Annotated in this window: 11 protein-coding genes; 5 read left to right on the top strand and 6 right to left on the bottom strand. The window is 59.0% G+C overall.

Translation table 11 applies throughout. The features are described from left to right. Window positions 1-9 precede the first annotated feature (9 nt). Window positions 10-960 (top strand): acetyl-CoA carboxylase carboxyl transferase subunit alpha, encoded by a 951-nt coding sequence (gene accA / locus LRL22_RS03320; protein WP_005338549.1) that lies wholly within the window; start codon window positions 10-12, stop codon window positions 958-960. A 314-nt stretch (window positions 961-1,274) separates the two neighbouring features. On the opposite strand, the gene LRL22_RS03315 is transcribed toward accA, so the two are convergent. Both LRL22_RS03315 and tal read right to left on the bottom strand, forming a co-directional pair. Beyond that, the gene (locus LRL22_RS03315; RefSeq protein WP_005338547.1) at window positions 1,275-1,457 is read right to left on the bottom strand and encodes a DUF3545 family protein; all 183 of its coding nucleotides are present in this window, start codon (window positions 1,455-1,457) and stop codon (window positions 1,275-1,277) included. A 160-nt stretch (window positions 1,458-1,617) separates the two neighbouring features. After that, a complete protein-coding gene (gene tal / locus LRL22_RS03310) occupies window positions 1,618-2,568 on the bottom strand; it encodes a transaldolase (protein ID WP_005349780.1) in 951 nt (316 codons plus the stop codon). A 701-nt stretch (window positions 2,569-3,269) separates the two neighbouring features. Here tal and LRL22_RS03305 point away from each other — a divergent pair. Further along, the gene (locus LRL22_RS03305) at window positions 3,270-4,700 is read left to right on the top strand and encodes an alanine/glycine:cation symporter family protein (protein WP_270904719.1); all 1,431 of its coding nucleotides are present in this window, start codon (window positions 3,270-3,272) and stop codon (window positions 4,698-4,700) included. Window positions 4,701-4,762: 62 nt separating this feature from the next. Here LRL22_RS03305 and LRL22_RS03300 read toward each other — a convergent pair whose 3' ends face one another. The 3 genes from LRL22_RS03300 to LRL22_RS03290 are packed head-to-tail and all read right to left on the bottom strand — an operon-like array spanning window position 4,763 to window position 8,689. Beyond that, window positions 4,763-6,778, bottom strand: coding sequence for a transglutaminase family protein (locus LRL22_RS03300; RefSeq protein ID WP_270904718.1), 2,016 nt, complete (start codon window positions 6,776-6,778; stop codon window positions 4,763-4,765). Continuing rightward, window positions 6,765-7,760: a DUF58 domain-containing protein gene (locus LRL22_RS03295; RefSeq protein ID WP_270904717.1), complete on the bottom strand. Its 996-nt coding sequence runs from the start codon at window positions 7,758-7,760 to the stop codon at window positions 6,765-6,767. Before LRL22_RS03295 ends, LRL22_RS03300 begins: the two co-directional genes overlap by 14 nt. Further along, on the bottom strand, window positions 7,760-8,689 hold the full coding sequence (locus tag LRL22_RS03290) for an AAA family ATPase (RefSeq protein WP_425292787.1): 930 nt from the start codon (window positions 8,687-8,689) through the stop codon (window positions 7,760-7,762). Before LRL22_RS03290 ends, LRL22_RS03295 begins: the two co-directional genes overlap by 1 nt. 357 nt (window positions 8,690-9,046) lie before the next feature. Here LRL22_RS03290 and LRL22_RS03285 point away from each other — a divergent pair, with 357 nt between their 5' ends. From LRL22_RS03285 to dtpB, 3 genes are all read left to right on the top strand, one after another. Then, window positions 9,047-10,219 carry an MFS transporter gene (locus LRL22_RS03285; RefSeq protein ID WP_270904716.1) on the top strand — a complete coding sequence of 391 codons (1,173 nt, stop codon included), beginning with the start codon at window positions 9,047-9,049 and terminating at the stop codon, window positions 10,217-10,219. An 18-nt stretch (window positions 10,220-10,237) separates the two neighbouring features. Further along, window positions 10,238-11,200, top strand: a complete 963-nt coding sequence (gene yidZ / locus LRL22_RS03280; RefSeq protein WP_270904832.1) for an HTH-type transcriptional regulator YidZ — start codon at window positions 10,238-10,240, stop codon at window positions 11,198-11,200. Window positions 11,201-11,910: 710 nt separating this feature from the next. After that, window positions 11,911-13,416, top strand: a complete 1,506-nt coding sequence (dtpB, locus tag LRL22_RS03275; protein WP_270904715.1) for a dipeptide/tripeptide permease DtpB — start codon at window positions 11,911-11,913, stop codon at window positions 13,414-13,416. A gap of 57 nt (window positions 13,417-13,473) precedes the next feature. Here the strand turns inward: dtpB and ruvX are convergent, their stop codons facing one another. Continuing rightward, on the bottom strand, window positions 13,474-13,896 hold the full coding sequence (gene ruvX, locus LRL22_RS03270; RefSeq protein WP_005343821.1) for a Holliday junction resolvase RuvX: 423 nt from the start codon (window positions 13,894-13,896) through the stop codon (window positions 13,474-13,476). Between the last annotated feature and the right edge of the window lie 38 nt (window positions 13,897-13,934).

Raw genomic sequence — 13,934 nt, 5'->3', positions numbered from 1 at the left:
TAAGGCCCTATGAGTCTTTTTCTGGATTTTGAACAGCCGATTGCCGAGTTGCAGGCGCAGATTGATGAACTCAAACATGTGAGTGAAGGCAATCACGCCGTGGATCTGAAAGACGAGATCCGCCGGCTGGAGAAGAAAAACGAAGAGCTGACCAAGAAGATCTTCGGTGATCTGGGTGCCTGGCAGGTATCCCAGATGGCGCGTCATCCCCAGCGCCCCTACACCTTTGACTATATCGAGCATATCTTCACCGATTTCGACGAGTTGGCTGGCGATCGCGCCTATGCCGATGACAAGGCTATCGTCGGCGGCATCGCCCGTCTCGACGGTGAGCCGGTGATGGTGATTGGTCACCAGAAGGGTCGCGAGACCAAAGAGAAGATCAAGCGTAACTTCGGCATGCCGCGTCCGGAAGGATACCGCAAGGCCCTGCGTCTGATGGAGATGGCCGAGCGCTTCAAGATGCCGATCATCACCTTTATCGATACCCCGGGCGCTTACCCCGGCGTCGGTGCCGAAGAGCGTGGTCAGTCCGAAGCGATTGCCCGCAACCTGAAAGTGATGGCCGGTCTGACCGTGCCGGTGGTCTGCACCGTGATCGGTGAGGGTGGCTCCGGTGGTGCGCTGGCCATTGGCGTGGGTGACCGCGTCAATATGCTGCAGTACTCCACCTACTCCGTCATCTCGCCGGAAGGGTGTGCCTCCATCCTGTGGAAGAGCGCAGACAAGGCTTCTGTGGCTGCCGAAGCGATGGGGATCACTGCCCAGCGTCTGAAAGAGCTCAAGCTGATCGACCACGTGATCGACGAGCCCCTCGGCGGTGCCCACCGCGATGTGGAGAAGATGGCCAAAAACCTCAAGGCTCGCATCAAGCAGGATCTGGACGCCTTGCGTCCGCTCGATACCGAGCAACTGCTGGAGCAGCGCTACCAGCGTCTGCTGGGCTACGGTTACTGCTAAGCGCAGCCGTCACCCCCGAGTATTCAGGCCCCCGTCATCGACGGGGGCTTTTTATTGCGGTTGATCTGTCATTCAGGTGAGTGCCCCAACGCGCCCTGAAACGGCGCCGCTCACTCTTCGCGGGTGAGGGGCAGGGTTAGTATGCCACGCTGTTGGTGAGGGCTGTCAGGGACTGTGGCAACGCGTTGTCTGTCGCCTGCCCGCTGCATCCTGCGGCATCGCTAGCGATGGCATGACAAGCCACGTGATCATCCTATTGCGGCATAAAAAAGCGCCCCGACTATGCGGAGCGCTTTTACAGGTGTCTGGCGGTATTACAGTTCAATCTCGTCTGTAAGACCTTCATAGGCGATATCGATGGATTGCAGCTCCTTCTGCAGGCGATGTTTGTCTTTCAACGCCTCGATTTCACGCCATTTACGTTTTTTTCCCGTTGTCCCGCGGCTACGCGAACCGAGTTCAACCACCTCGTCATAATCGAAGTTGAACATTTCCATGGCTCCCTCCTTGGTTTTTATCGTTTTCACCACCCGTATAACATAACGAATCTGAAATTAAAACGTTTTCGTGACGACTCTATGACAGCGCTAAAAAAGCCCATGAAAAAAAACCGGGCCCCTTGTCAGGGGCCCGGTTTTTATCAGAAAAAAGAACCGATTACAGGCGGCTTGCCAGCATGGTTTCCAGCTTGCCCTGGTCGATGGCGAACATGCGGATGCCTTCGCCCAGCTTCTCGTGAGCCATGGCATCCTGGTTCAGTTCCCAGCGGAATTCGGCTTCGGTCATCGGAGTCGGTTTGGCCTTGCGCTCACCGGTGTAGTCCAGTTTGCGTACCACGGCGCCTTCGGTCTTGCTCAGCTCTTCCAGCAGGGCCGGGCCAATGGTCAGGCGGTCGCAACCGGCCAGTTCCAGGATCTCGCCGGTGTTGCGGAAGCTGGCGCCCATCACCACGGTCGGGTAGTCGTGCTGCTTGTAGTAGTTGTAGATGGAGGTGACGGACACCACGCCCGGATCTTCGCTGGCGGTGTAATCACGGCCATTTTTAGCCTTGTACCAGTCGAGGATGCGACCCACGAACGGGGAGATCAGGAAGGCACCGGCTTCGGCACAGGCACGGGCCTGGGCGAAGGAGAACAGCAGGGTCAGGTTGCACTGGATACCCTCTTTCTCCAGTACTTCAGCGGCACGGATCCCTTCCCAGGTGGAGGCCAGCTTGATCAGAATGCGGTCGTTGCTGATGCCGGCTTCGTTGTAAAGACGGATCAGTTTGCGGGCCTTGGCGATGCTGGCTTCGGTATCGAAGGAGAGACGGGCATCCACTTCGGTAGAGATACGGCCCGGAACGATCTTCAGCACTTCCAGACCGATGTTGACGGCCAGCTTGTCGCCCGCGTCGATGATTTGCTGTGCCTTGTCCTGGCTCTGGGCTTTGGCCCACTTGATGGCGTCTTCGATCAGCGGAGCGTACTCGGGGATCTCGGAGGCCTTCAAAACCAGAGAGGGGTTGGTGGTGGCATCGATGGGCTGATAGCGTTTGATGGCTTCGATATCACCGGTGTCGGCAACAACAGTGGTCAGGGCTTTCAGCTGGGTTAATTTATCGGCCATAGCGAATATCATCTCTTAATGAGGGAGTAATCCCTGGGTTGCGGGCTTGAGACGGTGGTTCTGAAATAAAATTACAGGATCTTGGTGCCTCAGGCTCAGAAAAGCGCGATGGGGGCGGCCCATCGTCATTGCCTGCCTAATTAATACTGATGTAGTGCATCCTGCAATAGGGGCGCTTGGTTGTTAAACATTCAGGCTGTTGAGTTATCCCGTTTTATGGCGTGAAACTATATGATTAGTAAGGTTTTTTATATTTCCCTTCGACCTCGCTCCGGTTTGCTTTCAGCTGAACTTTTTTAGCCAATATCCATATTTGTGTCGTCGATCACATAAATTATCTCGCTACGTACTTGAAATTTAATTACAGCGAAAACGTTTGGCGAAATATCGCCGTTTGAAAGCCATTTCATGCAAGCGTTTGCGTTTTCGGATAGCTCATCAGGGATATATCAAAATGGTTCTCTTATGGGGCTTAATGGTGGCCTGTCTGATTGAATTATTGAGTTTGTTGAAAGTTTGCGATTTAAATGGAGCTTTATGGGCTTTTACCGTTCGTTTTTTGTGTCTCGCGTGACCGGGATCACTATTCCGGGCTCTCCCGCTGTGCTAGATTCCGCCCCTTTAGCGAAACGCTAATTAAACGACAGACAGAAAACGGTCAGCGCAGACTGACCATGGATGTGAATAACAACGAGAGAATTATGGACACCTTGATTGCGATGCTAAACGACCTGATGTGGGGAGCCGTGCTCATCTACCTGCTCATCGGGGTCGGTATCTTTTTCACCTTCCGCCTGGGTTTTATCCAGATCCGTCACTTTGGCCACATGTTTTCCGTGCTGAAAAACAGCCGTAAATCGGACAACGCAGGCATCTCCTCTTTCCAGGCCCTCTGTACCAGCCTTGCCGCCCGGGTCGGCACCGGCAACCTGGCCGGTGTGGCAGTCGCCATCTATCTGGGTGGCCCCGGCGCCATCTTCTGGATGTGGCTGATTGCCTTTATCGGCATGGCGACCGCCTTCGTTGAAAGCACTCTGGCCCAGCTCTACAAGGTCAAGGATGAGGATGGCAACTACCGTGGTGGCCCGGCCTACTACATGGAGAAAGGCCTTGGCATGCGCTGGATGGGGGTGGTCTTCTCGCTCTGCCTGATCCTGGCATTTGGTCTGGTGTTCAACGCGGTGCAGGCCAACTCCATCAGTCTGGCGATGAAGGTGGCGTTTGGCATTCCTGACTGGGTCAGCGGTCTGGCGCTGGTGGCGCTCTCCGGCCTGATTATCTTCGGCGGCATTCGTGGCATTGCCCGTTTTGCCGAGCTGGTGGTGCCCTTTATGGCACTGGCCTACATCCTGCTGGCGCTGGTGATCGTGGCGATGAACATCACCGAGTTGCCCCATGTCTTCATGCTGATCATCAAGTCCGCCTTCGGGATTGAGCAGGCAGGCTCGGGTGCGCTGGGTTATGCCATCTCCCAGGCGATGATCAACGGTATCAAGCGCGGTCTCTTCTCCAACGAGGCGGGCATGGGCTCTGCGCCCAACGCTGCGGCGACTGCCACTCCCTATCCGCCGCACCCGGCCTCTCAGGGTTATGTGCAGATGCTGGGCGTCTTTATGGACACCATCGTTATCTGCAGTTGTACCGCCGCCATCATCCTGATGTCCGGTCAGTTTGAGCCGGGCTCCGGCGTGACAGGTGTCGAGCTGACCCAGCGTGCGCTCTCTTCCCAGATTGGCAGCGGTGGCAACATCTTTATCGCGGCAGCCATCTTCTTCTTCGCCTTCACCTCTATCGTGGCCAACTACTCCTATGCCGAAACCAATCTGGTGTTCCTCGAGCACAACCACAAGGGCGGCCTGATGCTGTTCCGGATGTTTGTGCTGGGTATGGTGATGTTCGGCTCTGTGGGCGAGTTACCCACTGTCTGGGCCATGGCGGATGTTTCCATGGGACTGATGGCCATCGTCAACCTGGTGGCGATCCTGCTGCTCTCCAGCGTCGCCATCAAGCTGGCGAAGGATTACAACGACCAGCTCAAGCTGGGCAAGGTGCCCACCTTTGATGCCAACAAGTACCCGGAGATCCGCTCCCAGCTGGAAGAGGGAATTTGGGACAATCCGACCAAAAAATAACAAGCGGTGAATCAAACCTCTTGATTAAAACCTGAAGGGGGAGCCGGTGGCTCCCCCTTCTTTTATGGTGCACTCGTTGGCTGTTGATCCCAGCGCCGAACGAGTTGCCTGATACGCCGTCGCAACTGGTGCCAGCAGCGCCCTTGTTGCCGTTCGCTGAGGGGGGCATAACGCCAGAGTCGATAGAGCCACGCACTCTTTAGCAGGGAGTGGGCAAGGTCGGGACGCAGCCGTGCCAGCCGCTCGCACCATGCCCCCATGCTCTCGGCGGGCTCTGGGGGATAGCCACTGCGTTTGCCCCGTTTGAGCAGGGGCTGCCAGATGCGCCGCTCTGGCGGCAGGCGGGCGGGCAACAGCAGGGGCAGGCTCACCAGCAGGGCGACCAGCATCAGGCTGGCGAGGATCAACCAGGGTGTGTGCCCCGCCAGTGCAGGCCAGCGCAGACTGATTTGCTGCCAGAGCTGGCCCGCATCGTAACCAATCACCCAGCGACTCCACTGGTAGTCGATATTGTTGCCCCACCAGCGCAGTTGATTGAGCAGAGCCCAGTTGCGATAACGCTGCAAAGCGAGGGGGTCTGCAGCGGTAAACTCGTCGCTTAGCGCCTCCCTCACGCCGCCTTCAATGCGCTCCGGTGCCACTGCCGCCGTGGGGTCGATTCGCCGCCATGTTCCCCCTTCATCGAGATACTCCACCCAGGCATGAGCATCGAACTGGTGTACCGCCAGATAGTTGCCGGTGGGATTCCATTCGCCGCCGAGATACCCGGTGACCAGCCGTGCCGGAATACCGGCAGCGCGCAGCACGAAAGCGGTCGCCATGGCGTAGTGGCCGCAAAAGCCGCGCCGAGTATCGAACAGGAACTCATCCACCCCGTCACCGCCAAGTCGTGGCGGTGTCAGGGTGTAGTAATAGGATTGGCTGCGAAACTGCGCTAGCAGGGCGGCGACCAGCTCTGCGCGATCCGGATAGCGCACAGCCAGCACTTGGCCATGGACGCGCGCTCTCGGGTTGCCTCCGGCTGGCAGTTGCAGGTTGCGCTGAGCGGCTTGGCTATCATTCTCTGGCTGCGCTTCGCCGCGGCCAATGCGATAGCGGATTGCCACCTCGCCGCTCCCCTGCCGATAGAGGGTGTGAATGGGGGTGAGCAGCACTGGTCCAGTCAGAATAGTCGGTTCACTTTGGGCAAAGGCCCAGCGGTGGCGCTGGGGCTCGGCGATCACCTCGTAGCTCCCGGCGGGTAATGGACTATCTGCCAGCTGATTGCTTGCCCGTGAAGATGATGCCAGAAGGGTCAGCCCGGTCTGCACCGGCACTGTCTGCTGCCATGCTTTGACCTCGGGGCTCAGCAACCAGCGCTGACCATCGAAAACTTCTTGGCGCATCACCGGAAAATAGCGCTCGCGGGCCGGGGGAGGGCCATCGGCAAAGGTGACCCGAAACGCCAGTTCCGAGGAGTTGACCAGTTCGCTGATATCGCCGGGGGCCAGCTCTTCCGAGAGGCCGGACAGGGCACGGCTGGTGGTGGGCATCTGCCAGAGGGGCGGCAGCCTTGGCAGTAGTATAAACAGGGTGATAAGCAGGGGAAGCGCCAGCAGCAGGGCGCCGCCCGCACTGCGCCATGGCCTTTTCTGTTCGGGGGCGACGGCGGCCACCAGCGCGGTCACTGCCAGCCAGAGCGCTACTGTCATTCCGGCCGTCCAGCCGATGCTCTGTCGCTGCACCAGCGCCAGCGCGATGAGAAAGAAGGCGAGCAGCAGCACCTGCTCGATATCCCGCTCGCGCCGTACCTCGATCATCTTGAGACTATAGCCGAGCCAGAGCAGATTGATCAGGGCTGGCAGGGTGCCCAATGTGCGCCACTGCAACCCCAGCAACACCACGGTTGTGATGGCCAGCAGCGCCAACCTGCGGGCAGGGAGGGGCAGCCAGCCGCGCCACAGCATCATGGCCCGGATGCCGAGGGTTATTGCGCCCACTGCCACTACCCAGAGCTGCAACTGGGGCCAGAGCGCCGCGACCAGCAGCAGCTGTTGCAGGGCGATGAGTGGCAGCAGGCGGCGGTTATCGAGCAGCATCTGGCGTGCTCTTCGGTGGTGTGGCATCGAATTGGGCCAGTGCCAGCAGGCAGCGCTGCACAAAGGCGGCGCCGCTATCGGGCCCCAGCGTCTGGTTTGCCAGTGTCAGGGTAAAGGGGATGCCCCGCTTGCCGTAATCGGCGCACCACCAGGCCAGCACCGCCAGCCGCTGCTCCAGATCCCCGCCCGCGACCCGCTGCAAGGTGAGGTGAGTGTCATCCTGCTGCGGTTCATGGAACTGTTTGGTCAGCAGGCCGCGCCCCTGGGCAAGTTGTTTCCAGGCGACCCGGCTCAGTGGTTCACCGGCCTGATGTGTCCGCAGGGTATCAAAGTCACCGAGAGTGGCCGGAGCGGGCTGGCCCTGATGCCCTTCGCTTTGGGTCGCATGCTCCCCTCTTAACGCGCTGAACGCAGGTTTGGGGGCGAGCCAGCCCTCCAGCTGCAAGTCCAGCAGGGACCAGCAGCGAAACAGGCCGAGAGGGTAGCGGCTCTCGACCCGCAATCGACCAAGGTGCAGTGGCCCGCGGCGCGAGCCCGATACTGGCAGGATAACTGAGCTGGGCACAGCGTCGGCCTGTGCCAGCCAGAGGGTGCCTTCGTTGAGGCTAAACCGGAGCGCCTGCACCGGGCGAGGGCTCTGCGCCAAGATACGGATAGGCAGCTGGCTACCCGCTTCCCCCAGCACCAGCGGGCCACCCAGCAGCTCCAGCCCCAGCAGGTTGCGGTGGGTGAGCCACATGGCTGCCATAAACAGGCTGCCGAGGCAGTAGGCCACCAGCAGTACCAGATTGTTCTGGTAGTTGGTGCCGAGCAGATAGATGGCGAGCAGCACCAACAGATAGAGCAGCCCCATGCGGGTGGGGAGGATAAAGAGGCTGCGGGTACCCAGCGTGATCTGGCGGGCCGGGGGAATGCGGCGGTCGAGCCAGCGTCGCTGCCAGCGGGCTCGCCACTGCTGCCAACGGTTTAGCAATTTGCTCATCAGGGATTGTCCGGATCGACCTTGGCCAGCAATCGCTGGCTCAGGGGACAGGCTTCGCCGTGCTGTACGCCAAAGCTGCCCCGCAGCCGATGCTCGGCCACATAGGGGAAGACTGCCTGCACATCCTCCACCGTGACAAAGCGCCGCCCCGCCACCAGCGCCCAGGCCCGGCTCACCGCCAGCAAGGTCTGGGCTGCCCGGGGGGAGAGGGGCTGTGGCAGCTCCCCATCAAAGCGGCTCTGGTGCACCAGCGCCAGCAGGTAGTCGAGGGTGGCATCGGAAACATGGATGGCATCACCTTCCGCTTGCAGGGCAGCCAGCTCGGCGGCATTCAGCATGGCGGGCAACGGGTCAGTCGGCTGGTTGCCCCGCAGTAGCTGGCGCTCCGCCTCTCGCGGTGGAAAACCCAGCGAGAGTCGCACGGCGAAGCGGTCTAGCTGGGATTCCGGCAGCGGATAGGTGCCCGCCTGATCCGCCGGGTTCTGGGTGGCGATGACGAAAAACGGATCGGGGAGGGGATGCGTATTCCCCTCAATGCTCACCTTGCCCTCGGCCATCGCCTCCAGCAGGGCGCTTTGTACTTTGGGGCTGGCACGGTTGATCTCGTCCGCCAGCAGCACCTGGGCGAAGATGGGGCCGGGGTGAAAGCGAAATGTTTGTTGCTGGGGGTCAAAGATCTGCAGCCCCAGCAGGTCGGCGGGGAGCAGATCGGCGGTGAACTGCATCCGCCTGCATGCCAGCCCCAGCACCTGCGCCAGCGCGTGGGCCAGGGTGGTCTTGCCCATACCGGGCAGATCCTCGATCAGCAGATGACCACGCGCCAGCAGGGTCACCAGCGCGATTTTCAGTTGCAGCGGCTTGCCCAGAATGACTTGCTCCAGTGCCGCCAGCAGCCCGGCAATCTGCTCTTCTCTCTTCATTCCCTTCATACACATTCCCTGTATTGCGTCGCACCTACAGCTTATACGCCCGTAAGGGCCAAGGCAGATAACAGACGGGCGGTAAACGTGCTGCGCAGGGATGGCTATGAGCGGGAGGTGACGTGGTTTATTAGTGAGTCTGCTCGATTCAATATGGCCGTCCAGGCACGCAGCTCAATACAATATTTCCTGATTGGAATGTACCGATCGCCATCTCTTCACTAGGTGAGGGCGCTGGGCGCCCATATAGTTGCCCCCATTGCGACGCGCTGTGTTGCTACCTTTGTCACCACCTTGGCCCCGCCACTGTTCGCCTGTCGCTGTGATCTGGCAGGCATCGGCACGCCACTCTGTTATGGAGCGTTCATGCCTGTATTCCTGTTGTGCACTTTTCTGATGATCATCCTCTATCCGGTCGGGATCGATCTCTATCTGGTCGCCGTGCCCCAGATTGCCGATACCCTGAAGGCGAGCGAGGCGCAGATCCACACGGCCTTCTCCATTTATCTGTTTGGCATGGCGGCGACCGTGCTGCTGGGCGGGATGATTGCCGATCGCTTCGGGCGGCGCTGGGTGGTGCTCGGTGGCGCGCTGATTTTTGTCCTTGCCTCGCTGGTAGCAGGCAGCGCAGAGTGGATAAGTCAGTTCTATTTCGGCCGTTTCTTGCAAGGGGTCGGGGCGGGTGCGCTCTATATCATGACCTTTACCGTGCTGCGGGATGTGCTGAGTGAGGAGCGGTTGGCGATGGCGCTCTCGATGATTAACGGGGTCATCTGCGTGATCCCGGTGCTGGCGCCGGTGCTCGGTTACCTCATCCTGTCCCATTTTGACTGGCGCGGGATCTTCGTGGCGATGGCGCTGGTGGCTGTCGTCAGCGGTCTGGTGAACTTGTTGCTGCTCAAGGAGACCCGCCCAGCCCGGCAACCGGACAGTGGCGCAGCGCTGCCTTTTGCCCTGCTGCGCTCCCCGCGCTTTATGCTGCTCTCCCTGCTGACCAGTGCCAGTGTGACCGCCATTCTGGTCTATGTCAGCATCTCGCCGCTGATCCTGATGAAGGAGTTTGGTTTCACCACCGAGCAGTACTCCATCGTGATGATGGTGATGGCCGGCGTGAGTATGTCCACCTCCTTCCTGACGCCCCTGCTGTTGCGCTGGTTGGGCAAACAGAAAGTGCTGGCGGTGTCTCATCTCTCCTATCTGCTGGCGGCGTGCTCACTGATCGGCAACTGGCAGGCGGGGGGCGATATCCATCTGTTGCTGCCGGGGTTTGCGCTGGTCTGTGTCGGCTTCTCCTGTGGCTTCGGGGTGGCGATGGGGGAGGCGCTCGATGGTTGCCAGCACAATGTGGCGTTCGCTAGCGCGGTGCTCTGCATCATGCAGATCAGCCTCTCCGGCCTCTATATCTGGCTGCTGGGCCAACTTGGCTTTGCCCCGACCGAGATGCTGATCTGCGCTCTGCTGCTGGCACTGCTCAGTTACCTGGCTGTCAAAGGGCTGTTACCATGGCTCGCGCTTCGTGAAGTGCGGTCGCAGGGCTGATGGAAGATGAGAGGGGATATGCGCAATCTGGGTGAACTCGATTTGAACCTGCTGGTGGTCTTCAAGTACCTGATGCAGGAGCGCAGTGTGGCAGGGGCGGCCAAAAAGCTCTGTGTCACTCCGTCGGCGGTGAGCAAGTCTCTGGCCAAATTGCGGGAGTGGTTTGACGATCCCCTGTTTGTGCGGGTGCGGCAGGGGTTGCAGCCCACCAACCTCTCCCTGACCCTGGAGGAGGAACTGAAGGTCTGGTTCCAGCTCACCGACAGCATCACCTCGCTCAATAGCGAGGCGATCCCCGACGGTGCCCGCTTCACCCTGGTGATGGAGTCCCCCTTCTACATCAGCTTCCTGAGCGATCTGCCCATGACCATCTACCAGAAGTACCCCAACTCGGTGGTCAGGATGCTGGGGTGGGATCACCACTCCCTCAACGACATCGTCAATGGCGATGCAGATCTCGGCTTTTGTGCCCGCGAGACCCATGGCCGCTCTCTGGCCAAGGTCAACCGCTTGCCTTATTACATCGATCATGAGGTGCTGTTCACCGATCGCCCGGTGGTTTTTCTGCGCAAGGATCACCCCTTGCTCGAGCAGAAGTGGTCGCTGGAGAACTTTCTGGCCTGCCCCCAGATCAGCATGGTGTGGGAAGCGAACGATACCTGGGCTCTCGACAGTCTGCTGGAGGACGAGGGGCTGAAGCGGGAGGTGCCCATCATGGTCTCCAGCTTCGAGCAGGCGCTGCATATTGCCTCCCAGTCGAGCCACGAGCTGATTGCGGTGGCCCCCTCCTACTGCGGGGGGTATGCCAGTCGGCATCACGACAATCTGATCGCGATGCCGCTGCCGTTACCCGAGAAGCTCTACGCCCAGCTGGAGATCGCCTTCATCCTGCTGTGGCACAAGCGGCACAATCAGGATGCCAAGGTGATGTGGCTGCGCAACGAGATCCGGCGACTCTACAACGACGAATCGCCACGCTAATGTGGCCGTTACGGTGCCCATCGATCAGCCGGAGCCATCTGCTCCGGCTTTTGTTGTCGTATCGCCCGGATGAGTGGGCTTTTGCACGACTTAAGTGCCGAGATCGGGTTCAAAATGTGTGCCATTCAACTCTCTTTATGCACATATTGGCCTTGGTTGCACGTCTCGAGGGAAGCTCTTTTCACGAAAAAAATTCATGTTGTTTCATTAGAAAACTTCACTGATGGTCACTTTTAAAGTGTGATCGACCATTAAGTTCCTGTATTTGCAGTGATATGGCATGACTCCCCTTGGAATGGCGGGGTTAGATAGCGCCTGCGTAGGTGACTGCCAGTAGAGCGCGGCGTGAGCCAGCCCCACAGGTCGTCTGTGGCCGTGTCATGCCCCGGCTATCTGGCCACCAGCCATGAGTGATGGAGCAGAGGGGAATAAGCATCAAGGTTGATAAACCGGCTTGAGTGAAGGGATGCAGCAAAGGTAGAACCCGGAGCCGGTAACTGTACTGGGAGACGCCACTCACCATCCCCCGATAACCCGTAATTGAAACCGGCTAGATGAAAAACACCTTTCATCGAACGGGGCCCGTGCACCCGAAAATAGCCAGATTGGCAGGCTGACTGTGCTCCCCGTTATGGCAATGGCGGGCAAAAAAATAGTGCGGTAGCCACCACCAGATTAATAAAAATAAATCTCAGCAAAGGCAGGTTGATATGCGTCCAGCAACAGCACCCACAGGGTTGTTACAACAGCCCAAGCCCTTCTTTATGATATTTTTCGTCGAACTCTGGGAGCGCTTCGGTTATTACGGCGTGCAGGGGATATTGGCGGTCTTCTTTGTACAGCAACTGGGTTTTTCCCAAGAGCAATCCTTTATTACCTTCGGTGCCTTCTCGGCGCTGGTATATGGTCTGATCTCGGTCGGTGGCTATGTCGGCGACCATGTGCTTGGCACCAAGCGCACCATGGTGCTGGGGGCCGTGGTGCTGGTGATAGGCTACTTTATGACCGGCATCTCTATCTACAATCCCGACCTGATTTTCTATGCGCTGGGCACCATTGCAGTCGGTAACTGCCTGTTCAAGGCCAATCCGGCAAGCCTGCTGTCAAAATGCTACCAGCCAAAAGATCCGCGGCTGGATGGGGCGTTTACCCTGTTCTATATGTCGATCAATATTGGCTCCCTTATTTCCCTCTCGCTCGCGCCGGTGATTGCCGATCACTACGGCTATACCGTGACCTATAACCTGTGCGGGGTGGGGCTGATTATTGCGCTGCTCACCTTCTTTGCCTGCCGCAATATGGTCAAGGATATTGGCTCCGCGCCGGATCACCTGCCGCTCGATTACAGCAAGCTGCTGCTGGTTATATTGGGTTCGGTAGCCATGGTCTTCTTCTGCGCCTGGCTGATGCACCACGTGGTGATCGCCAACATGGTGCTGATGACGGTAACCATCGCCGTGGTGATTTTCTTCTTTCGCGAGGCGTTCAGGCTCGATACCGTGGGCCGCAACAAGATGTATGTGGCCTTCGTACTGATGCTGGAGGCGGTGCTCTTCTACGTGCTGTACGCCCAGATGCCGACGTCTCTGAACTTCTTTGCCATCAACAACATGCACCACGAAATGCTGGGCATGAGCGTCAACCCCATCAGCTTCCAGGCGCTCAACCCCTTCTGGGTGGTGGTGGGTAGCCCGGTACTCGCGATGATCTATACCCGGATGGGCTGCAAGGGGCGGGATCTCACCATGCCGCTCAAATTCACCCTCGGAATGTTCTTCTGCTCGCTGGGCTTTCTGACGGCGGCGGCATCCGGCTGGTGGTTTGCCGATGAGCAGGGGCTTACCTCCCCCTGGTTTATGGTGCTTATCTATCTGTTCCAGAGTCTGGGTGAGCTGATGATCAGCGCCCTGGGGCTGGCGATGGTCGCCGCGCTGGTGCCGCAACGGCTGATGGGCTTCATTCTCGGAATGTGGTTCCTGACTCAAGCGATGGCATCCCTGCTGGGAGGCTATGTGGCGACCTTTACCGCCGTGCCGCAAGGGATGACGGATCCGCTGCAAACTTTGCCCATTTACACCGGCGTATTTGGCAAGATCGGGATGGCGACTCTGCTGATTGCGGTAGTGATGGGGCTGATGGTGCCCTGGCTCAACCGGATGATGAATGCGACGCCGACCGAAGCCGAAGGGCTGGTGGCGGGACAATCACAGGCGTAATGAGGGAATCGTGCGAGACAAGGCAAGGGCTGCGACCCTTGCCTTTTTGTTGATGGTTTAGTTGTACTGCTCTTCCATCCAGGCTTCGACGATCAACTGCGCCGAGACGCCGTCCACACTGCCTTTTTCCAGCGCGCGATAGCCGCCTCGCTCAAACAGCCGGGCGCGGGCATCTGTGGTGGTGAGTCGCTCATCCTTGAACTCCACCGGCTTGCCGAAACGACCATGCAGCCGGTTGCCGAATTTGCGGGCCCGTACCGTGATCTCCTGATCGGTACCATCCATGTTCAGCGGCAGGCCGACCACCAGCAGGTCCGGTTGCCACTCCTTGAGCAGCTTCTCAATCTCGTCCCAGTTGGGGATGCCGTCGTTGGCCTTGAGGGCGCGCAGAGGCTGGGCTGTGCCAGTCAGCTCCTGACCGATGGCGACGCCAATGCTCTTGGTGCCATAGTCAAAGCCCATGATGCTGCGTGATGACATAACTGATAAATCCTCGAAATAGAGAGCGGAGCGGGCCA

It is taken from the genome of Aeromonas sp. PI_26 (assembly GCF_027854445.1).
GTDB classification, from domain to species: domain Bacteria; phylum Pseudomonadota; class Gammaproteobacteria; order Enterobacterales; family Aeromonadaceae; genus Aeromonas; species Aeromonas veronii.
This window is presented reverse-complemented; position numbering and strand designations above follow the sequence as displayed.

Excerpts from the sequence above, each read along its gene's own strand:
- accA (WP_005338549.1), top strand. The coding sequence starts at position 10 with ATGAGTCTTTTTCTGGATTTTGAACAGCCGATTGCCGAGTTGCAGGCG.
- LRL22_RS03315 (WP_005338547.1), bottom strand. The coding sequence starts at position 1,457 with ATGGAAATGTTCAACTTCGATTATGACGAGGTGGTTGAACTCGGTTCG.
- tal (WP_005349780.1), bottom strand. The coding sequence starts at position 2,568 with ATGGCCGATAAATTAACCCAGCTGAAAGCCCTGACCACTGTTGTTGCC.
- LRL22_RS03305 (WP_270904719.1), top strand. The coding sequence starts at position 3,270 with ATGGACACCTTGATTGCGATGCTAAACGACCTGATGTGGGGAGCCGTG.
- LRL22_RS03300 (WP_270904718.1), bottom strand. The coding sequence starts at position 6,778 with ATGCTGCTCGATAACCGCCGCCTGCTGCCACTCATCGCCCTGCAACAG.
- LRL22_RS03295 (WP_270904717.1), bottom strand. The coding sequence starts at position 7,760 with ATGAGCAAATTGCTAAACCGTTGGCAGCAGTGGCGAGCCCGCTGGCAG.
- LRL22_RS03290 (WP_425292787.1), bottom strand. The coding sequence starts at position 8,689 with ATGAAGGGAATGAAGAGAGAAGAGCAGATTGCCGGGCTGCTGGCGGCA.
- LRL22_RS03285 (WP_270904716.1), top strand. The coding sequence starts at position 9,047 with ATGCCTGTATTCCTGTTGTGCACTTTTCTGATGATCATCCTCTATCCG.
- yidZ (WP_270904832.1), top strand. The coding sequence starts at position 10,238 with ATGCGCAATCTGGGTGAACTCGATTTGAACCTGCTGGTGGTCTTCAAG.
- dtpB (WP_270904715.1), top strand. The coding sequence starts at position 11,911 with ATGCGTCCAGCAACAGCACCCACAGGGTTGTTACAACAGCCCAAGCCC.
- ruvX (WP_005343821.1), bottom strand. The coding sequence starts at position 13,896 with ATGTCATCACGCAGCATCATGGGCTTTGACTATGGCACCAAGAGCATT.